At 55.8% G+C, this 19,553-nt stretch carries 15 protein-coding genes; 7 read left to right on the forward strand and 8 right to left on the reverse strand.

Translation table 11 applies throughout. The features are described 5' to 3' along the window. Positions 1-145 precede the first annotated feature (145 nt). Positions 146-1,216 (forward strand): DUF4214 domain-containing protein, encoded by a 1,071-nt coding sequence (locus tag O3C79_RS04155; RefSeq protein WP_494384928.1) that lies wholly within the window; start codon positions 146-148, stop codon positions 1,214-1,216. Between the two features lie 66 nt (positions 1,217-1,282). Here the strand turns inward: O3C79_RS04155 and O3C79_RS04160 are convergent, their stop codons facing one another. From O3C79_RS04160 to O3C79_RS04170, 3 genes are all read right to left on the reverse strand, one after another. After that, complete coding sequence (locus O3C79_RS04160) at positions 1,283-3,634, reverse strand: DUF4214 domain-containing protein (RefSeq protein ID WP_494384929.1); 2,352 nt, start codon at positions 3,632-3,634, stop codon at positions 1,283-1,285. Between the two features lie 125 nt (positions 3,635-3,759). Continuing rightward, on the reverse strand, positions 3,760-5,250 hold the full coding sequence (gene putP / locus O3C79_RS04165; protein ID WP_494384930.1) for a sodium/proline symporter PutP: 1,491 nt from the start codon (positions 5,248-5,250) through the stop codon (positions 3,760-3,762). Positions 5,251-5,577: 327 nt separating this feature from the next. Then, complete coding sequence (locus tag O3C79_RS04170; protein ID WP_494384931.1) at positions 5,578-6,372, reverse strand: helix-turn-helix domain-containing protein; 795 nt, start codon at positions 6,370-6,372, stop codon at positions 5,578-5,580. Between the two features lie 155 nt (positions 6,373-6,527). On the opposite strand from O3C79_RS04170, the gene hemE reads away from it, so the two are divergent. Together hemE and can are read left to right on the forward strand one after the other, a co-directional pair. After that, positions 6,528-7,592 carry a uroporphyrinogen decarboxylase gene (gene hemE / locus O3C79_RS04175; protein ID WP_494384932.1) on the forward strand — a complete coding sequence of 355 codons (1,065 nt, stop codon included), beginning with the start codon at positions 6,528-6,530 and terminating at the stop codon, positions 7,590-7,592. Between the two features lie 271 nt (positions 7,593-7,863). Then, positions 7,864-8,526 (forward strand): carbonate dehydratase, encoded by a 663-nt coding sequence (can, locus tag O3C79_RS04180; RefSeq protein ID WP_494384933.1) that lies wholly within the window; start codon positions 7,864-7,866, stop codon positions 8,524-8,526. Positions 8,527-8,603: 77 nt separating this feature from the next. Here can and O3C79_RS04185 read toward each other — a convergent pair whose 3' ends face one another. Then, positions 8,604-9,650, reverse strand: coding sequence for a YeiH family protein (locus O3C79_RS04185; RefSeq protein ID WP_494384934.1), 1,047 nt, complete (start codon positions 9,648-9,650; stop codon positions 8,604-8,606). A gap of 118 nt (positions 9,651-9,768) precedes the next feature. On the opposite strand from O3C79_RS04185, the gene O3C79_RS04190 reads away from it, so the two are divergent. Then, complete coding sequence (locus tag O3C79_RS04190; RefSeq protein WP_494384935.1) at positions 9,769-10,608, forward strand: LysR family transcriptional regulator; 840 nt, start codon at positions 9,769-9,771, stop codon at positions 10,606-10,608. Positions 10,609-10,662: 54 nt separating this feature from the next. On the opposite strand, the gene O3C79_RS04195 is transcribed toward O3C79_RS04190, so the two are convergent. Continuing rightward, the gene (locus O3C79_RS04195; protein ID WP_494384936.1) at positions 10,663-11,145 is read right to left on the reverse strand and encodes a hypothetical protein; all 483 of its coding nucleotides are present in this window, start codon (positions 11,143-11,145) and stop codon (positions 10,663-10,665) included. Positions 11,146-11,588: 443 nt separating this feature from the next. Continuing rightward, on the reverse strand, positions 11,589-12,866 hold the full coding sequence (locus O3C79_RS04200; protein WP_494384937.1) for an O-acetylhomoserine aminocarboxypropyltransferase/cysteine synthase family protein: 1,278 nt from the start codon (positions 12,864-12,866) through the stop codon (positions 11,589-11,591). A gap of 134 nt (positions 12,867-13,000) precedes the next feature. Here O3C79_RS04200 and radA point away from each other — a divergent pair, with 134 nt between their 5' ends. Continuing rightward, on the forward strand, positions 13,001-14,383 hold the full coding sequence (gene radA, locus O3C79_RS04205) for a DNA repair protein RadA (RefSeq protein WP_494384938.1): 1,383 nt from the start codon (positions 13,001-13,003) through the stop codon (positions 14,381-14,383). An 8-nt stretch (positions 14,384-14,391) separates the two neighbouring features. Here radA and O3C79_RS04210 read toward each other — a convergent pair whose 3' ends face one another. Next, positions 14,392-14,763 (reverse strand): PilZ domain-containing protein, encoded by a 372-nt coding sequence (locus O3C79_RS04210; protein ID WP_494384939.1) that lies wholly within the window; start codon positions 14,761-14,763, stop codon positions 14,392-14,394. Between the two features lie 143 nt (positions 14,764-14,906). Here O3C79_RS04210 and O3C79_RS04215 point away from each other — a divergent pair, with 143 nt between their 5' ends. Continuing rightward, positions 14,907-16,013 (forward strand): GGDEF domain-containing protein, encoded by a 1,107-nt coding sequence (locus tag O3C79_RS04215; protein WP_494384940.1) that lies wholly within the window; start codon positions 14,907-14,909, stop codon positions 16,011-16,013. 74 nt (positions 16,014-16,087) lie between these two features. Here O3C79_RS04215 and ettA read toward each other — a convergent pair whose 3' ends face one another. Next, positions 16,088-17,746 carry an energy-dependent translational throttle protein EttA gene (gene ettA, locus O3C79_RS04220; protein ID WP_417533516.1) on the reverse strand — a complete coding sequence of 553 codons (1,659 nt, stop codon included), beginning with the start codon at positions 17,744-17,746 and terminating at the stop codon, positions 16,088-16,090. 475 nt (positions 17,747-18,221) lie between these two features. On the opposite strand from ettA, the gene glyA reads away from it, so the two are divergent. Beyond that, positions 18,222-19,478 carry a serine hydroxymethyltransferase gene (gene glyA, locus O3C79_RS04225; protein WP_076465179.1) on the forward strand — a complete coding sequence of 419 codons (1,257 nt, stop codon included), beginning with the start codon at positions 18,222-18,224 and terminating at the stop codon, positions 19,476-19,478. The last annotated feature ends 75 nt before the right edge of the window (positions 19,479-19,553 follow it).

Genomic DNA, 19,553 nt, shown 5'->3' on the forward strand with positions numbered 1-19,553 from the left:
CGTTGTTAGCACGCTCTCCGTTTAAGTGCTGTTTATAATCTGCTCAAATCTCTTGCCTACCCTCCTCCCTGCACTAGAATAATGCGCTTGATACCGAGGACGGTATCGAAATTTCAGCCATCGAGTACAAGGGAGTTTTGTAAATATGTCTGGATATGATGATTCCTTTTGGAATGACTTCGTAGGTGAGTACGATGGAATTTCCTGGGAACTCGCAGAGCGGGTGCATAACTGGTTTGTGAATTATGCGCGCGACCATGTGGGCGTTGAGCTGGCAGGTGATATGACAGCTGCTGAAGACGTGCGTCTGAACAGCTATTTCTCAGACCCAGCCAACTTCGATACCTACTGGAATGCCGTATTGGCATCCGACTGGTATGCCGAATATATGGAGCTGTTCGATAATTGGGATGACTGGGACGATGATTGGGATGACGACCTGCTGGGATCGGATAACCTGATTCAGTCCTACATCGATGATGCCAATGTACCTGTGACCGGGGCGCTGGCCGATCAGCTATACGACTGGGTGGCAGATTACCTGCAGACCACCGGTGTGAATATCCTGGATGGGGTTGATGAGTCCGAGATATACACGCTGGAAAGCCACTTCTCCAGCCCGAGCAATATTCAGAGCTTTATCGACAGCATGGAAAGCACCAGCTGGTTCGGTAAGTGGAAAGCCGTGTATGACAAAGGCCTGGCAGAGGGTTCCATCGGCTACAACGACTTTATTTTTGCCGACTATCTGGACAGCGATGATGTGCAGTTGTGGGACGATGATGGCGCACTCTGGGATGCACAGATCAAGCGTGCGGACGGTGACGTTATTGAAGCGGAAGAGGCGCAGCTGTATCGGGCCTATTCTGGTGCCATGGGCCGCCTGCCGGATGAAGATGGCTATAACTGGTGGCTGGGCGAAATTGAGGCCGGTCGTCGGGATCTGAACTCCATGGCTGCGGGCTTTGTTGGCTCTAAAGAGTTTAAAGGGCTTTCAGATGCCAATGATGACGGTGTGGTCAGCAATGCCGAGTTCGTTACACACATGTACGAAGGTGTTTTCGAGCGTGCACCGGATCAGGCCGGTTTTGACTACTGGGTAGGTGAACTCGACTCCGGGCGTTATTCCCAGTCAGAGGCGCTCGTGGCGATGACGCAGTCAGATGAGTACGTTCAAAAAACCTATGTGGCTGTAGCCGATATGCTGTTTTTGTAAGCAGTACTTACCGATAAATAAAAACCGGCCAGAAGCACTGACCGGTTTTTTTGTGCCCTGAAAAGCTTAAAGCAGTACGTTCATATGCTCCTGGGATTCAGAGATACCCAGAATGACGTTTACGGCGGGGCCCTGCTCAAGCTGCTCGGTCCAGTACTCAACGCCAGCGGCTTCTGCCTCACGTCCCAGTGCATTCTGGTAAAGCTGCTCAATCAGCTCTTCGTTGCTGGTATCGCCACCCAGTGTCTGCTGATATTCGTCAGAGGCCATGAATGACGCTGCGACCTGCTCCAGGCTGCTGCCCTGCTGCAGTTGGCCATGCCAGAAGCTGAGGCCTGCCTGGTCCGGGCCGCGATTGAAAAGAGTGTCGTACAGACGCACGACACCATCGGTGTTGTCCGCCAGGATTTCATCTTCCTTGAAAGCCAGATTCTGAATGCGCTGGTCTTCGCTCTTGTCGGTATCGACCTGAGCAAAAGCGGTCTCGGAAAACTGGCTCAGCATGTACTCGGCGAAGGCATCCTGCTCGGTACCGGCATCAGCTTCGGTTGCAGCACCGGCATCCATACCGGCATCCATGAGGTCGATACGGTCGACGGCGGTTTCATCCAGCTCCAGGAAGTCGCCGAACGGGTAGCCGTCGCCACCGTCAGCCATGAAACCGAGCGTGACGATCTTAATGCTGGCATTCATATCGCCCACCAGCTCGCCATTTACCACCAGTACATCCTGTACGTCACCGTTGTCGTCAACAATGGCAGCGCTCTGGATGCGATCACCGGCTTCCTGTGTCCAGTCGAAGCTGTACTGAATGCCGGAAACCTGGGCAAACTGGCCCGGGGTTGAGCTTGCCTCAGAAGCAGAAACTGCGTGCTCGATGACGGCCAGCAACTGGGCACGGGTCAGGGTAAGGATGCTCAGATCGTTGTTGAAGCGCAGTGAAGATTCTATATCCAGCTGGGATACTTCACCTTCGGCCTTGCCGGCTTCTTCGTTGGCCTGAGGTGGACGCAGTTCATAATCACCTTCGGAGCCGACCGCGTAGGTTGTGCCGATCGGTTCACGAATACCGCCACCGTTTTTGATCGATACCATGACAGCATCGTCGACCTGGCGGGCATACCAGAGGTTGGCGTCGGCGGTCAGATTGCCCAGGTTGGTTTCTTCGGTACGGACAAAGGCACGTTCACCCTGAAGGTATACATCGGTGCTGCCAAAGGTGATGCCATCTTTTTCAGTGACCAGGCCGGCAACGGCGTCGACCAGGTCCTGGGCAATGTCACCCTTGCTGCCTTCGGCATAGGCGGCTTCTTCGCTGCCCCAGAGCTCGGCTGCAGTGGCATCTGTGGACGTGTAAATGGTTGAGGTGTCATCGTTGATGGAGTCGGTCAGGATATTGCCGTCTTCATCAAACTCAACCGTCAGCTGGCCGACATAGCGCCAACCGCCATCGGTGTTGATCAGGACCACATCATTGTCGGACGCATCCTTGGTCAGGATCGGGTAGGCGTCGTAAGGCTCCTGACCAGTACCCGGGAAGAGTTCTTCATCTGCATCGGCCAGCAGGGCGTTGGAACCACCGGCCATGATGATATCCACACCGTCCAGCAGGCCAGCCAGTTCTTCTTCCAGTGCGATCTGCTGCAGGTGAGACATCAGTACGATTTTGTTGATGCCCTGGTCACGCAGTTCATCAATGTGGACCTGCAGCTGCTGAGCCAGCAGTGCCATGTCATTGCTGTCAGTACCTTCAACCTGGACACCACCGGTGCTGGAGATGCTTTCCAGGATCTGGGTAGTGGCGGCAACGATACCGATCTGCTCGCCACCCTCCTCAATGATTGTGGCCGGAGCGATTTTGGGCGCAGCTGCGGCAGCGTCGAGATCATCAATGGTGGACGTGAAAGCGGTGTTGTTCAGAATCTGGTCGGTAAACAGGCCGGACAGGCTGTCGTCGCCGGAGAAATCCAGGTTAGCACTCAGGTAGGGGAACTGAGCACCCAGCCATCGAACGCCGTCCAGTTCAGAGGAGCGGATATCGGTGCCGATCAGGTCGGCCAGTGCGTTGGTGCCCTGGTCGAACTCATGGTTACCGAGCGTGATGGCGCTGGCTTCCAACAGGTTAGCCAGCGTCAGGTCGACACGGCCAGCACCTTCACGCAGGTTGCTCAGCGTGCCCGCTTCCAGGCCCAGCATGGCTTCGTTGGCTTGTTGAATCGCGGTGCGCAGGCTGCTGTCACCGGCGGCGGACATATAGGGTCCAGGCAGGATCAAGTCGCCACTGGAAAGAAACAGGGAGTTTTCGGCCTGATCTTCGAGGTAGTCAACGATGGAGACAAATGCGGGGGCGTTGAGCAGATCGCCGCCACCACCTTCCATGTCGGCTGCATGCAGAATCTGAAGCGTGTAGTTTGCCATTGTAACCACTCCTCGGGTTTGGGGGCTTGGGATAGCCATCCATAATCCGATGGAGATTTTAAAGCGGGGTTACAGCTTGAAGACAAAATGAAGACCCGGCACTGGGCCGGGTCTTGGAGGGACGTTTAGAGCTTGCTCAGCATACGGTCATGCTGGGCCTGAACTTCAGCGTCAGGCTCACCACCCATTTTGGATACAACCAGAATGGCGATGGTCGCGAAGATGATGCCCGGTACGATTTCGTACATGTCGAACAGGCCACCGGACAGCTGCTTCCAGATAACCACGGTCACCGCACCGACAATGATGCCGGCCAGCGCGCCATTACGTGTCATCTGTTTCCAGTACAGGCTGATCAGCAGTGCTGGACCAAAGGCCGCACCGAAACCGGCCCAGGCATAAGACACCAGCCCCAGTACGGTGCTGTCTGGGTCAAAGGCCAGGAACATGGCGACGAGTGACAGGCCAATAACTGCCAGACGGCCAACCATGACGATCTCTTTCTGAGACGCATCTTTGCGGAACAGCTGCTTGTAGAAGTCTTCTGCCAGAGCAGAGGAAGATACCAGCAACTGGGAGTCAGCCGTACTCATGATGGCGGCCAGGATCGCTGCCAACAGGATACCCGCAATGATCGGGTGGAAGATGGCATTAACCAGCAGCATAAAGATGGTTTCACCATCGCCCAGTTCGCCGCCCATCTGGTTTTCCACAAACAGCATACCAGCCAGGCCGACCAGCATGGCACCGGCCATGGACAGGCCGCTCCAGCCAACGGCGATACGGCGTGCGGTGCCGATCTCTTCGTTGCTGCGGCAAGCAGCAAAACGCGCCAGGATGTGCGGCTGACCGAAATAACCCAGACCCCAGGCCGCCAGGGATACGATAGCGATGAACGTCAGCGGCTCACCAGAGGTGTCATTGAAGATGGTCAGCAGTTCCGGGTTCTTGGCTTCAATGGCGCTCCACATGGCACTGAAGCCACCGTCAGCCTGAATCGCTGCGATCGGAACGATCAGCAGTGCTGCGGCCATCAACAGGCCCTGTACCAGGTCGGTCCAGGATACGGCCAAGAAGCCACCGAAGAGGGTATAGGAGACGATGCAGATGGTGCCGACAATCAGTGCAGTGGTGTACTCAAGGCCGAATACGGTCTCAAACAGCTTGCCGCCTGCAACCAGGCCGGAGCTGGTGTAGAACAGGAAGAACAGCAGAATGAAGAACGCAGAGATTACCTGCAGCATGCGCGAATTATCGCGGAAGCGGTTGGCAAAGTATTCCGGCAGCGTCAGGGCGTCGCCGGCTTCAATGCTGTAGGTACGCAGGCGCTTGGCAGTGAAGCGCCAGTTGGCCCAGGTGCCCAGCAACAGGCCACCCGCCAGCCAGATCGCTTCCATGCCGGAGCCGTAAGCGTAACCGGGAAGGCCGAGCAGCAGCCAGCCGCTCATGTCGGAAGCACCGGCTGACAAGGCAGCGGGCCAAGGGCCGAGGGAGCGGCCGCCCAGGAAGTAGTCGGAGGAGCTGGATGTGCGTTGGTAGGCAATGACGCCGATGGCGAGCATCATTATCAGATATACGATGAAGGTGCCGTACACCGCGTAGTTATTTTCAATCATGCAAAAGCCTCTCTGCAATCCCTTATAAGGGTGTTTATTGTGCGCCTGTCTCATGCGTGGAATCAGAGAAGCTGAGACAGGTCGACAACGACGCGGAAGAGTCCCTTCCGCCCCATGTTTACGTTAGACGGTAGAACTGCCTAGCTCAAGCGAGGCACCAATACCGCCGACTGCAGTTTTAGTAAGCGAGCGCGTTTTCTCCATTACCAGCGGCAGAAAAAAGGATCCCGTTTTTCATGCGCTGGCGCTGGTAATGGCCGATTCACAGAGCTGAATTGCCCACAGAAACAGCATTTAATAACAGCCACTGTGGAGCGGTCTTGTCAGTTACTCCGAATCTTTTGCAGTATCTTCCGGTGCGTAACCGTTGCGTTGGCGACGGAACTGCGCTGGAGAGAGGTCGAAACGTTGACGGAAGGCCCGAGTCAGGGCGCTTTGGTTACAAAAACCGAAACGAGACGCCAGCTGAGCAATAGGGTCAGGGGCGTGCATCAGCGCCTGACGCACAGCCTGAAGGCGACGTTCGCTGACATACTGGTTGGGTGTTATGCCGGTCTGGTCACGGAAGCGGGCATAGAACTGGCTGCTGGCGAGGCAGAAGAGGCCGGCCAGCTCTTCCACTGGCAGGCGGCGGTCAATATGGAGGTCAATGTAGTCGTCGAGCAACTCCAGGTTTAAACGGCCTTGTGGGCGTGCTGTCCGGCTCTGGTCAAATTGGCGTTGCAGTGCACAGAGCAGGGTGTTGCTGCAGGCTTCCTGTAACAGGGTATCAGCAGGGTTGTGTCTAAGCTCCCGGCTGAGCGAGCGTAGTAGTAACTGAAGATCCGGCGGGCATTGAAAGTAACTGGCCTGGTCGAAGAGCCGGTCGATCTTTTCCTGCTGCAGACGGTCATGACTTTCGGTGGGCAGATCCAGTACGACGATACGGTTGTCGCCCAGGCCGCTGAAAATATGGTCGGTGGCGCAAGGCACCAGACAGCCATGTCCGATGCGGACCTCGCGGCTGCGACCTACCAGCTCGAATGCGGTATCACCTTCCAGACCAAACACCAGCTGATGATGGGCATGATCGTGCTTATCGGAGCGGGTCGGCAAGCTGAGGACTTTGGTACTGCGTGTCATGATGAACAAATCACCGGCTAAACATTGTTAGGGTTAACCTTAGCCCAGTAATTATACAGTTCAAGGTGCAGACTGTACTCCTGTAGAAAGCAATTGAATGCATTAGCGGTTACAATGTCGCCATCTCAAACTTAGCTACAGGATAAGATGGCGACATGGCTGAACTGAAAAACGATCGCTTTCTGCGTGCGCTGCTGCGTGAACCGGTGGATGTGACCCCGGTCTGGATGATGCGTCAGGCAGGACGCTACCTGCCGGAATACCGCGCAACACGCGCCCAGGCGGGTGATTTTCTGAGTCTGTGCAAAAACCGTGAACTGGCCTGCGAAGTGACTTTGCAGCCGCTGGAGCGCTACGATCTGGATGCCGCCATCCTGTTCTCTGATATTCTGACCATCCCTGATGCCATGGGGCTGGGGCTGTATTTCGAACAGGGTGAAGGCCCGAAATTCGAAAAAGTAGTGCGCACCGAAAAGGATGTGGATGAACTGCCGATTCCGGATGCGGCCAGCGATCTGGATTACGTTATGGCAGCGGTCAGTGAAATCCGTGGTGCGCTGTCCGGTCGTGTACCCTTGATTGGTTTCTCCGGCAGCCCCTGGACCCTGGCGACCTACATGGTTGAAGGGGGCTCCAGCAAGGATTTCCGTCACATTAAGAAGATGATGTACGCCACGCCTGAGGTGATGCATGCGCTGCTGGACAAGCTGGCGCAGTCGGTCACCCATTACCTGAACGAGCAGATCCGCAGTGGTGCTCAGGCCGTTCAGATCTTCGATACCTGGGGCGGCGCGTTGAGTGGTCCGATGTATCAGGAGTTCTCGCTCAAGTACATGCAGCAGATCGTGTCCGGCCTGATTCGCGAATATGACGGCCGTCGTGTGCCGGTCATCATGTTCACCAAGAATGGTGGTCAGTGGCTGGAAGTCATGGCCGAGGCAGGTGCTGATGCCCTGGGCCTGGACTGGACGACCAACATTGATGATGCGCGCCGCCGTGTCGGTGACCGTGTGGCTCTGCAGGGTAATATGGACCCGAGCGTGCTCTACGCACCGGCAGAACGTATCCGTGCTGAAGTGGCCGATATTCTGGCCCGGTTCGGTTCCGGCAACGGTCATGTGTTCAATTTGGGCCATGGTATCCATCAGTTTGTCGACCCGGAAAGTGCTAAAGTATTTGTAGATGCGGTGCACGAACTGAGTGCTCAGTACCACCGGTAATTCGGGGCAGAGCTGCTGTGGGGAGTATTCGCTCGCGGAGCGAACTCCCACAGATGTTGCAGGTTACAAACCTGAAAATTGTGTGTGAGGCTCACTGTGGGAGCGCACTCCGTGCGCGATTGGGCCAAACACTTACAGGTGCCGTGGTTCAAAATGTGTGGGAGCACACTCTGTGCGCGAATAACCTGACATCTGTGCATCGATTGAAAGTATCTACCAGGCAGCGGTGTGATCCATCGCTGCCTGAGTTGTATTTGGGGAATGAATAACCATGAAGAAACTGTCGAACCTCTTTGACAACAACCGTAGCTGGTCTGATCGTATCCATGAGCAGGACCCGGAATTTTTCCCCACCCTGGCGTCCCAGCAGGCTCCGGAATATCTGTGGATCGGCTGTTCCGATAGCCGTGTGCCAGCCAATGAGATTGTCGACTTGCTGCCCGGTGAGCTGTTTGTCCACCGCAATGTCTCCAACATTGTTGTGCACACCGATATGAACTGTCTGTCGGTACTGCAGTACGCAGTGGAAGTGCTCAAAGTGAAGCATGTGATGGTAGTTGGTCATTATGGTTGTGGCGGTGTCCGTGCCGCTTTGCAGGAACAGCCCCACGGTCTCATCGACAACTGGCTGCGTAACATTCGTGATGTCTATTTCCAGCACCGTGACCTGGTGGGCCCCTGGCAGGATACGCCGACGCAGGTAGATATGATGTGCGAACTGAATGCGGTGCAGCAGGCTTACAATGTCTGTAATACCACCATTGTGCAGGATGCCTGGAAGCGTGGTCAGGACCTTAGTGTGCATGGCTGGGTGTACAGCCTTGAGAATGGTCGCCTGACAGATCTGGAATTCTGCGCGGATTCAGGCACCTCCGCCGAGAGTGAACTGAACCAGGCAATTGCCCGGGTGGAGTCTTCGCGTAACAACGCTTAACCAGAGTAGAGCCATGGTGTGGTACTGAAGAGCCCCATCCGTAAGGAGAGGGGCTTTTTTGTGTCCTGGAAGAGCGTTTAGCTGAGTAAAAGCGTCATGCCTGTTCCGCCGACCAACAGGAGAGCAAACAGCAAGGCCCCTAGTATCATGGGCTTCCAGCCCGCTGCACGGATGGCGCTCAGTCGGGTGGCAAACCCCAGTGCCGCCATCGCCATGGCCAGAAACAGCTGATCCAGCTGATGCAGCAGCGCCAGCAATTGTTCCGGTAACAGATCCAGACTGTTGACCAGTGGCAGCAGCATAAACACCAATGCAAACCAGGGAACTGGCAGTTTTGCCGGTGTATTGCTATCGCTTTGTCCCCGGTTGAACAGGTGGCTCAGGACCAGTAAAACCGGTACCAACAGCATGACACGCATCAGTTTGGTGACAACCGCCGTGTGAGCGGCTTCTGCGGGCAGAGCGGCGGCAACTGCGGTGACCTGAGCGACTTCATGAGTGGTGGCGCCAACCAGGCGTCCGAAAGCTGTATCCCCGTTGTGAAACAGGGCCTGCACCCACTCCTGTGCGAACAGCCAGGGGTACAGCAGCATGGCTGCACTGCCAAAAAGTACAACCGTGGCGATGGCCACAGGTACCGCCTGCTGGCGCGCACGAATGGTTGGAGCACTCGCCAGTACTGCCGCCGCACCACAAATAGCACTGCCGGCGCCAATTAATACGGCGGTGCGTGCATCCAGCTTGAGCCAGCAAATACCGACCCAGGCAGCAGTGGCCAGAATACCGACCACAATCACCAGGTCAATCAGCAGCGCATTCAGGCCTGCACTTTGCAGGTCTGCAAAACTGATACGCAGGCCGTAGAGAATAATGCCTGCGCGCAATAAGTAATGCCGGCTGAACTGGAGCCCGGCCTCACTGCGTTTTTCGATGCGTTCACCGATCAGATGACCTGCCAGAATAGCCAGCAGCATCGCCAGCGTCAGTGGGCCGACCACGCCCACAACGGGCAGGGGAAGCTGGACCAGCAGCAAGGCGCCAAGACTCAGGCCAAATGTCAGCATCAGGCCGGGCAGCAGCTGGGCAAGCCTGTTGGCTGGTTGGAAACGTTGCTGTAATGGCATGGTGCACCTCCTCGTGAACAGGTGTGCACTTTAAATCGATTAGTTATAAGTTTAAAACAGATTGATTTGGTATTATCTACCAGTTTTTTAGGTAAATTTGAATCGGCTCGAGGTGTGTATGCTGTCCCTGCGTCAATTGGAAGTTTTTCTGGCGGTGATTGAAACCGGCTCCACGACCCGTGCAGCAGAAGCCGTTGCGCTATCCCAGTCTGCTGCCAGTAATGCATTGAGCGAACTTGAATCAAGGCTGGGGCAAAAGCTGTTTGATCGTGTCGGCAAGCGATTGGTGTTGAACGCCAGTGGCAGAGCCCTGCAGCCGAGGGCGCGTGCACTATTGGTACAGGCACGGGATGCCGAAGCACTATTCACCACGGGAAGTAGTCAGTTGAAGGTGGGAGCCAGCACTACAATTGGCAACTACCTGCTACCGCGTCTGTTGGGAGCATCAGGTCATGCTCTGCCGTGTGAGCGTGTAGAAATCGCCAACACCGATGAGATCGCCGAACGAATGCTCCGGTTCGAGCTGGACCTTGGCTTGATCGAGGGGCGGGCGCTGCATCCTGACCTGGTCATGACACCCTGGCGTCAGGATCAGATGGTGATCGTTGCGGCTGCCGGTTTTGAGTCCCTCCGGTTGGAAGAACTGCCCTGGATCATGCGTGAGCGAGGGTCGGGTACGCGCAGTGTGGTGGAGCAGGAATTGTTCGAGGCATTAGGTGCGTTACAGCCAGTGCTGGAGCTGGGCAGCTCTGAAGCGATTCATAATGCTGTCAGGGCGGGGGTAGGCGTCAGCTGTCTGTCACGACATGTAGTTCAACAGTCACTGCAGAGTGGCGAGTTGCAGGTGTTGGCACCGGAACTCAGCATCCGGCGCCAACTGTATCTGCTACGCCACCGCCAGCGGCCTGATACCGCAGCGGTAGCGCGGTTTCTTGAATGTTGTCCGGCTGATACCTGAAAGCGCTTTTAAAACTGCGGCCTGTTTCAACCGGACATTCAAGCGTGCAGGTGATTAGAAAAGGTTAATCAGGCGTGCACGGAAGTCGCTGGCATTACGGGTCATGTACCAGCCGTTTTCAACGTTGAGTGTGTTGCCATCCAGGCTGAAAGCCGACTTGTAGTCATCAAACTTGGGTTTTGGCTGTACCTGGATACTGCTGATGTCAGCAATAGCGGCTTTATAGTCTGCATCATCTGAACAGATTTTGCTCAGCGCTTCCATGGTAGAGGCGGTACGGTCACCCAGCTGGATATAAACCCAATCCAGGCGCATGCCTTTCTCTTTAATGATGTCAGCGTTTTGCTCGGCAGCTGCATCAACCGCACTCCAGTCAACGTTGACGGCCAACTGAGCGTTACCGCATGCAGATTTCATGCTTTCAGCTGCCGCGCTGATTTTCTCGTCTGCAGAACGCTGTGCTTTTTTCTCTTTGACACCTGCCTGAACACCTGTGGCCAGTACGGCAAGACACACACATGCGATGGTTTTTTTCATATATCCTCCATGATAGATATTACTTAGTGTTAAAAAACTGTAATTATAAAGCGTCATTTTCGGTTGGGAGAGCGCTTTATAATCCATTCCTGAAGCACCGTCCGGATGGCGAAAATAGTCACATGATCGCTTTAGGAGATCAATAATAAAATCAGTCTATTTGATTGTATGGTTTTATTGTATTTATTGGGTGACGGTTGTTGGGGCAGTTTTATATGAGAGTTGCTTAATTAGATTCATGCTCTCGTGATATAAAAAATGGGTAATGAAGAATCGGAATTATGAATCATGAAATATGGTTTCATGTCGCATATGCAATATAACTTTCAATTGGCAGATTGATGCTTTTTGAAAAGTATAAGTGACATTTTGAGAGGCCGAGGTGACTGTTGTGAACAGGGCCCTTCATCTGAGCCCTGTTCACATAGAGAAGCATTAATCTGTTAAGAAGTGCTTTCTGCCAGTGCCTGCTCCAGGTCGGCAATCAAGTCATCCACATGTTCAATACCGATAGACAGGCGCACCATCTCCGGTGATACGCCCGCAGACTTCAACTCTTCGTCGTTGAGCTGACGGTGTGTGGTTTCAGCAGGGATGGATGCCAGTGACTTGCAGTCGCCGATGTTTACCAGGCGCAGGAAGATCTGCAGTGCATCGTAGAATTTGCGTGTGCCTTCACGGCCGGATTTCAGACCGAAGCTGAGGATGCCGGAGGCTTTGCCACCCATGTACTTCTGTGCCAGTGCGTAATCCTTGTGGCTTTCCAGGCCGGCGTAATTGACCCATACCACTTCCGGGTGGTTTTCCAGGTATTCGGCGACTTTCTGTGTGTTTTCACAGATGCGTTCCATGCGCAGTGAAAGGGTTTCCAATCCCTGCAGTAGCATGAAGGCGTTCATCGGTGACAGCGCTGCGCCCATGTTGCGCAGCGGTACTACACGGGCGCGGCCAATAAAGGCGGCGGGGCCGAAGGCTTCTGTGTAGACCACGCCGTGGTAGGACACATCCGGCTCGTTCAGCAGCGGGAAGCGCTCCTTGTTTTCCGCCCAGGGGAAGTTACCGGAATCGACAATCACGCCGCCGATGGTGGTGCCATGGCCGCCAATGTACTTGGTCGCCGCCGTGACGATAATGTCGGCACCCTGTTCAATCGGACGCCACAGAGACGGGCTGGGGACAGTGTTATCCACAACCAGCGGCACACCATGGCGGTGGGCTATTTCGGCCAGCTTTTCGATATCGGCAATACCACCGGACGGGTTACCCACAGACTCACAGTAGATCGCTTTGGTGCGAGCGTCGATTTTGCTCTCCAGGCCAGCAAGGTCATCTTTTTGTACGAAGCGGACTTCCAGCCCCTGACGCGGAAGCGTGTGGGCGAAAAGGTTGTAGGTGCCGCCATACAGTTCGCTGGTCGAGATGATGTTATCACCCGCTTCGGCCAGCGTTTGAATGGTATAGGTGATGGCCGCCATGCCGGACGCGACGGCTAGTGCCGCGACGCCGCCTTCCAGTGCAGCAACACGCTTTTCCAGCACGTCGTTGGTGGGGTTCATAATGCGGCTATAGATGTTACCCGGTACCTTCAAATCAAACAGGTCGGCACCGTGCTGGGCATCATCAAAGGTGTAAGAGGTGGTTTGATAAATGGGGACGGCAGCCGAGTTGGTGGTCGGATCTGTTTCGTAACCGGCGTGCAGCGCGAGCGTTTCCAGTTTCATTATTCGTTATTCCTTGTTGTCTGTTTTGAAAGGCGGTGCACCAGGACTGAGGCTGACCGGGGGTGCCGCCATTGATACAATCGGATTCTGCAACAGGCACTCAGTGTAAACCCTAATTTTCCCGGAGACACCCCATGGCCAAGACCAAAACTGCTTTTGTCTGTAACGATTGCGGCGCCGACTACCGCAAGTGGCAGGGGCAGTGTTCGGCCTGTGGGGCCTGGAATACGATCACTGAAGTTCGTCTGGGCTCTGATGCTGGCGGCGTGCGCAGCGCGCGTTTTGAGGGTTACGCCGGCGGTTCAGGTGGCGCGGGTGCGCATAAAAAAGTGGTCACTCTCAGCGAGGTGGCACTGGAAGAAATGCCGCGTTTTACCAGTGGCAGTGCCGAGTTGGACCGGGTGCTGGGTGGCGGCCTGGTGCCGGGGTCTGCGGTGCTGATCGGTGGCCATCCTGGGGCGGGTAAGAGTACCTTGCTGCTGCAAACCATGTGTCATTTGGCGGCCGAAATGCCGGCGCTGTATATCACCGGTGAGGAGTCCCTGCAGCAGGTGGCGATGCGTGCGTCGCGTTTGGGGCTGAAGGCGGATCAGCTGCAGATGTTGTCGGAAACCTCGGTAGAAACGATCTGTGACCTGGCGAATGAGCTGCAGCCCAAGGTGATCGTGATCGACTCCATTCAGGTGATGCATGTGGCGGATGTGCAGTCAGCACCCGGTTCGGTATCGCAGGTGCGTGAGAGTGCGGCGTTTCTGACCCGTTTTGCCAAGCAGACCGGCACGGTGCTGTTTCTGGTGGGGCATGTCACCAAGGATGGTTCACTGGCTGGCCCCAAGGTGCTGGAGCATATGATCGACTGTTCACTGCAGCTGGAAGGGTCGTCCGACAGCCGTTTCCGCACCCTGCGCAGCCACAAAAACCGCTTTGGTGCGGTGAATGAGTTGGGTGTGTTTGCCATGCTGGAAAATGGGCTTAAAGAGGTGAAGAACCCCAGCTCCATCTTTCTGAGTCGTGGCAGTGAGCCCAGTCCCGGCAGTGTGGTGATGGTGGTCTGGGAGGGCACTCGACCATTGTTGGTTGAGCTTCAGGCACTGGTGGATGAGTCGCACCTGTCCAACCCGCGTCGCGTTGCAGTCGGTTTGGAGCAGAACCGCTTGGCAATGCTGCTGGCGGTGTTGAACCGTCATGGCGGCCTGATGACCGGCGATCAGGATGTGTTCGTCAATGTGGTGGGCGGGGTGAAGGTGCTGGAAACCAGTGCCGACCTGGCGTTGCTGCTGGCGGTGGTCTCGAGCTTTCGCAATATGGCGCTGTCGCAGGAGTTGATGGTGTTCGGTGAGGTGGGCCTTTCCGGTGAAATTCGTCCGGTGCCCAATGGTCAGGAACGCATTCGTGAGGCGTCGAAACATGGTTTCAAGCGCGCCATCGTGCCGATTTCGAATGTACCCCGTGAGCCAGTGCCGGGCATGGAAGTGGTCGGGGTTAAAACCCTGTCAGAAGCGCTGGATGCAATCTGACAGCGGGTTTACTGATCCGCGTCGATCAACTGTTCCAATTCGCGCTCCAGCAGACTCTCGTCACCCAGGTTCAACTCAACCAGCCGGCGCAGATGGGTGATGCTGTCGATATCCATCTCTTCGGCGGTAAAGCCGTAATAGGGTGATTCGATGTGTGTGAGCGTGGACGGGATATTGATCAGGATATCGTTGGCCAGATAAAGGTGCAGTTGTGCACTGTCTCCTTGGTCAATCGGCAGCGCATGCTCCGATTCCACCAGTGCGCCGCGCAAGGATATATCGATCAGCTGGACGACCGCGCTGCCCTTGGGGCTGTGCAGTTCGCACTCGGCATCGAAGGGGATGCGGGTAAAGCGTCGACGTTCGGTGTTGTTATTCACGCTTGCACTCCTGGTTCCTCGGCTGGCTCTTCAAGATAGTATTACACTCGTCGCATAGTGGAAACAGCCTGCTTCAGATCAATACGCATGTGTTGATGCTAGTCTACCTTTGACTGCTTGGGCAGAAATTCACCGGAGAGCACATGTGGGAAGTGATGAATGATCTGATAGCCGCACGTCGGCACTCACGCTATTTCAATCATACACGCAGCTACCATTTGTTCACCCGTGTCAGAATGATCGCCTGGTTGTTAATGGTGCTGCAAAGCGGATGGATCCTGATCGACTGGCTGTTGCTGCCGGCCGAAGCCAGTACCACCATTGCTTATGCCCGCCTGGCCAGCAGTGGCTGCTGTCTGTTGTTGGGGCTTTGGTATACGCACCCTTACCGGCTGGACGTGTCGCTGATACGGCTGTTGGCACTGGTACTGGTATTAACCCTGTTTCAGACCGCCAGCACGGTGATTCTGGAGCAGCACGGCTATCACGCAACGGTGGCCGGGTACGCCTTTTTCCCGTTCATGATTATCACCATGCTGGCGATTTTTCCTCTTACACTGTTTGAGATTGCAGGCTTCGTCTGTTTTGTGCTGCTGGTGGAACTGGTGACTCAGCTTTGGCTGGGGGCCTGGGGCGGTGTCAGTGGCCTGAATGATCTCTGGTTGCTGGCGATTCTGGGGGCGATTGCCGGTTGGGCTTCGATCAATCAGCTGAACATGTTGCTGGTGCTCTACCGTCAGGCTACGCGTGACCCGCTTACCGGGCTGGCCAACCGGCGCCAGGTGATGGAACAGCTGGAAGAGGATATCAAAGCGGCTCATGCACAGGGGACTCCGCTCACGGTGATGATGTTTGATCTGGACAAGTTCAAAAGCTTCAACGATCAGTACGGACATGCGGCCGGGGATATCGTGCTCAAGCAGTTTGCCAAAATCCTGCGTGAGCATGCCAAGCGCAAGGTGGACTTGGCTGGACGTTTTGGGGGCGAGGAATTTTTGATGGTGCTGCCCAATATGAAAGCCGAGCAGGTAACCGAAGTGGCAGATGCCATTCGTCAGGCTTGTCATGCATCGCGTCTGAAGGTGCCAACGGGAGATGAAGTCAGCTTTACCACCAGTATCGGCATCTCGATGCTGCAGGAGGGGGAAGGGGGCTCCAGTCTGTTACAGCGCGCCGATGAGGCGCTTTACCAGGCCAAGGACAGCGGTCGTGATCGTTACTGCATAGCGCCCTGGCAGGAAGCTGCCTGAGGCGGATGTTTCCATCGCCTGGAACTAAAAGAGCCGCCCCTTGGGCGGCTCTTTTGTCTTCAGCGCTTTTGTTTTCAGCTCATGCGGCGGTACTTGATACGTTCTGGCTGATGGTCCTTGCCGAAGCGGCGCTTGTAGTCCTCGGCGTACTCGGTGTAGTTGCCTTCGAAGAACTCCACGTTGGAGTCACCTTCATAGGCAATAATGTGAGTACAGATACGGTCGAGGAACCAGCGGTCATGCGAGATCACCACGGCACATCCGGGGAAGGCCAACAGGGCTTCTTCCAGTGCGCGCAGGGTTTCGATGTCCAGATCGTTTGTCGGCTCATCGAGCAGCAGGACGTTGCCGCCTTCTTTCAGCAGCTTCGCCATGTGCAGACGGTTGCGCTCACCACCGGACAGGTCCTTGACGAACTTCTGCTGGTCGGAACCCTTGAAGTTGAAACGGCCGCAGTAGGCGCGTGCCGGCGTCTGGAAGTTGCCGACAGTGATGATGTCCTGACCGTCTGAAATTTCCTGGAATACGGTGTTGTCGCCGTTCAGCTCGCGTGACTGGTTGACGTAGGCCAGCTGCACGGTTGAACCGATCTGGATCTCACCGGAATCCGGCTGTTCTTCGCCGCTGAGCATGCGGAACAGGGTAGACTTACCAGCGCCGTTGGGGCCGATGATGCCGACGATGGCACCCGGCGGGATGGCGAGGTTCAGGTTTTCGAACAGCAGCTTGTCACCGTAGGACTTGGTGACATCGTGCAGTTCGATGACCTTGTCGCCCAGACGCGGACCCGGCGGAATGTAGATTTCCTGGGTCTCGTTGCGCTGCTGGAATTCACGGGAGTTCATCTCCTCGAACGCCTTCAAACGGGCCTTGGATTTGGTCTGGCGACCCTTGGCACCCTGACGTACCCACTCCAGCTCGGACTTCATCGCCTTGCGGTGGGAGGCTTCAGATTTGGCTTCCTGTTCCAGGCGCGCTTCTTTCTGCTCCAGCCAGCTGGAGTAGTTGCCTTCCCAGGGGATGCCGTGGCCACGGTCCAGTTCCAGAATCCAGCCGGCAGCGTTGTCGAGGAAGTAGCGGTCGTGGGTAATGGCTACCACGGTACCGGTGTATTCCTGCAGGAAGCGCTCGATCCAGGCGATGGACTCGGCATCCAGGTGGTTGGTCGGCTCGTCCAGCAGCAGCATGTCCGGATGATCCAGCAGCAGGCGGCACAGGGCAACACGGCGGCGCTCACCACCGGACAGATTCTTCACCTCTGCATCCCAGGGCGGCAGACGCATGGCGTCAGCGGCACGTTCCAGCGCCTGGTCCAGATTGTGACCATCTTTGGCTGTAATCAGGTTTTCCAGTTCGCCCTGCTTCTTGGCCAGTTCGTCAAAATCAGCGTCCGGATCGGCGTAGGCGGCATAGACCTGGTCCAGCTCGGCCAGTGCATCCTTGACGTCGGAGACCGCTTCTTCGATCACTTCCCGTACGGTCTTGCTGTCATCCAGCTCTGGCTCCTGCGGCAGGTAGCCCACTTTCATGTTGGGCATGGGGCGCGCTTCACCGGTGTATTCGGTGTCGACACCGGCCATGATGCGCAGCAGGGTAGATTTACCGGCACCGTTCAGACCGAGTACACCGATCTTGGCACCGGGGAAGAACGACAGGGAGATATCCTTGAGGATTTCACGCTTGGGCGGTACCACCTTGCCCACGCGGTTCATCGTATAAACGTACTGAGCCATCAGTTTGCCTGTAAACTTGGGGTTGAAAAACAGCCAGATTCTACCTGCCCGCGCGGATGAAAGCCATTTGGCTTGGTGTAATGGCAGATGCTCGATGCGGCTGCTGTTCGGCCAGGGACTGGACTCCCATGAGGGACCGCGATCTGAATGTCAGCACTCATTGTGGGCGCACACTCCGTGCTCGAAGTCTCGATTCGCTCGCGGAGCGAGCTCTCACAGGTCATATCCCGGCAGAGTTTCGGGATCTGGCTTTAAATATGTAGGAGCCCACTCTGTGGGCGAAAAACCTTGAAGAAACGCCATCACATCAGTCCCTTACACAAAATGAATCCTTCGCGTAATAGACTGATCCCTTTTCATGTGCCTTCCGTACGTTTTTTCGACTATAATGTGCGCCTCATTTAAGGCAGCTACAGGTCAGTCCGCACTACCTGCGCCAACTTTGCCGCTACTTTTGCAACTTCAGGGGACAGCAATGTTTAGCAAAGATATGTCAATCGCCAGTTATGATTCGGACCTGTGGTCTGCAATGCAGTCCGAGGCGACGCGTCAGGAAGAGCACATCGAACTGATCGCCTCCGAGAACTACACCAGCCCGCGCGTAATGGAAGCTCAGGGTTCTGTGCTGACCAACAAATACGCTGAAGGCTACCCGAACAAGCGTTACTACGGCGGCTGTGAGTACGTCGACGTGGTTGAAGACCTGGCCATTGACCGTGCCAAGGAACTGTTTGGCGCCACGTACGCCAACGTTCAGCCGCACTCCGGTTCTCAGGCCAACGCTGCCGTTTACATGGCCCTGTGCCAGCCGGGCGATACCGTTCTGGGGATGAGCCTGGCGCACGGTGGTCACCTGACTCACGGTGCTTCCGTTTCCTTCTCCGGCCGTATCTACAAAGCGGTTCAGTACGGTCTGAACGCTGAAACCGGCGCGATCGACTACGACGAAGTTGAGCGTCTGGCCGTTGAGAACAAGCCGAAGATGATCGTAGCGGGCTTCTCTGCCTACTCGCAGATCGTTGACTGGGCGCGTTTCCGCGAAATTGCTGACAAGGTTGGCGCTTACCTGTTCGTGGATATGGCACACATTGCCGGTTTGGTCGCAGCAGGCGTATACCCGACTCCGCTGCCTTTCGCTGATGTGGTTACCACCACTACCCACAAAACACTGGGTGGTCCGCGTGGTGGTCTGATCCTGTCCGCCAATGCTGACGAAGATCTGCAGAAAAAGCTGAACTTCGCGGTATTCCCGGAATCTCAGGGCGGCCCGCTGATGCACGTGATCGCGGCTAAAGCGGTGTGCTTCAAAGAAGCGATGGAGCCGGAATGGAAAGAATACCAGGCTCAGGTCGTGAAAAACGCTCAGGCCATGGCCAAGGTATTCCTGGATCGCGGTATCAACATCGTGTCCGGCGGTACTGAAGACCACCTGTTCCTGGTTGACCTGATCAACAAGGACATCACCGGTAAGGATGCGGACGCTGCCCTGGGCCGTGCCAACATCACCGTGAACAAGAACTCCGTACCGAACGATCCGCGTTCCCCGTTCGTGACCTCTGGTCTGCGTATTGGTACACCGGCTGTAACCCGTCGTGGCTTCAAGGAAGAAGAAGTTGCGCAGCTGGCGAACTGGATCTGCGATATCCTCGACGATATCGAAAACGAAGAGACTATTGCGCGTGTTAAAGAGCAGGTGAAGGATATCTGCGCACGCTTTCCGGTTTACAAGTAAGCCGGTAGAATAGCCGGGGCGGCTGAGGCCGCCCTTTTTTTGTCTGGGGCTTTTTTTCTCCCACATCCCTTCCTT

It is taken from the genome of Marinobacterium sp. NO-S09 (genome assembly GCF_059179545.1).

What these genes read in the sequence shown, in the direction of transcription:
- O3C79_RS04155 (WP_494384928.1), top strand. Translation starts at nt 146, where the DNA reads ATGTCTGGATATGATGATTCCTTTTGGAATGACTTCGTAGGTGAGTAC.
- O3C79_RS04160 (WP_494384929.1), bottom strand. Translation starts at nt 3,634, where the DNA reads ATGGCAAACTACACGCTTCAGATTCTGCATGCAGCCGACATGGAAGGT.
- putP (WP_494384930.1), bottom strand. Translation starts at nt 5,250, where the DNA reads ATGATTGAAAATAACTACGCGGTGTACGGCACCTTCATCGTATATCTG.
- O3C79_RS04170 (WP_494384931.1), bottom strand. Translation starts at nt 6,372, where the DNA reads ATGACACGCAGTACCAAAGTCCTCAGCTTGCCGACCCGCTCCGATAAG.
- hemE (WP_494384932.1), top strand. Translation starts at nt 6,528, where the DNA reads ATGGCTGAACTGAAAAACGATCGCTTTCTGCGTGCGCTGCTGCGTGAA.
- can (WP_494384933.1), top strand. Translation starts at nt 7,864, where the DNA reads ATGAAGAAACTGTCGAACCTCTTTGACAACAACCGTAGCTGGTCTGAT.
- O3C79_RS04185 (WP_494384934.1), bottom strand. Translation starts at nt 9,650, where the DNA reads ATGCCATTACAGCAACGTTTCCAACCAGCCAACAGGCTTGCCCAGCTG.
- O3C79_RS04190 (WP_494384935.1), top strand. Translation starts at nt 9,769, where the DNA reads ATGCTGTCCCTGCGTCAATTGGAAGTTTTTCTGGCGGTGATTGAAACC.
- O3C79_RS04195 (WP_494384936.1), bottom strand. Translation starts at nt 11,145, where the DNA reads ATGAAAAAAACCATCGCATGTGTGTGTCTTGCCGTACTGGCCACAGGT.
- O3C79_RS04200 (WP_494384937.1), bottom strand. Translation starts at nt 12,866, where the DNA reads ATGAAACTGGAAACGCTCGCGCTGCACGCCGGTTACGAAACAGATCCG.
- radA (WP_494384938.1), top strand. Translation starts at nt 13,001, where the DNA reads ATGGCCAAGACCAAAACTGCTTTTGTCTGTAACGATTGCGGCGCCGAC.
- O3C79_RS04215 (WP_494384940.1), top strand. Translation starts at nt 14,907, where the DNA reads ATGTGGGAAGTGATGAATGATCTGATAGCCGCACGTCGGCACTCACGC.
- ettA (WP_417533516.1), bottom strand. Translation starts at nt 17,746, where the DNA reads ATGGCTCAGTACGTTTATACGATGAACCGCGTGGGCAAGGTGGTACCG.
- glyA (WP_076465179.1), top strand. Translation starts at nt 18,222, where the DNA reads ATGTTTAGCAAAGATATGTCAATCGCCAGTTATGATTCGGACCTGTGG.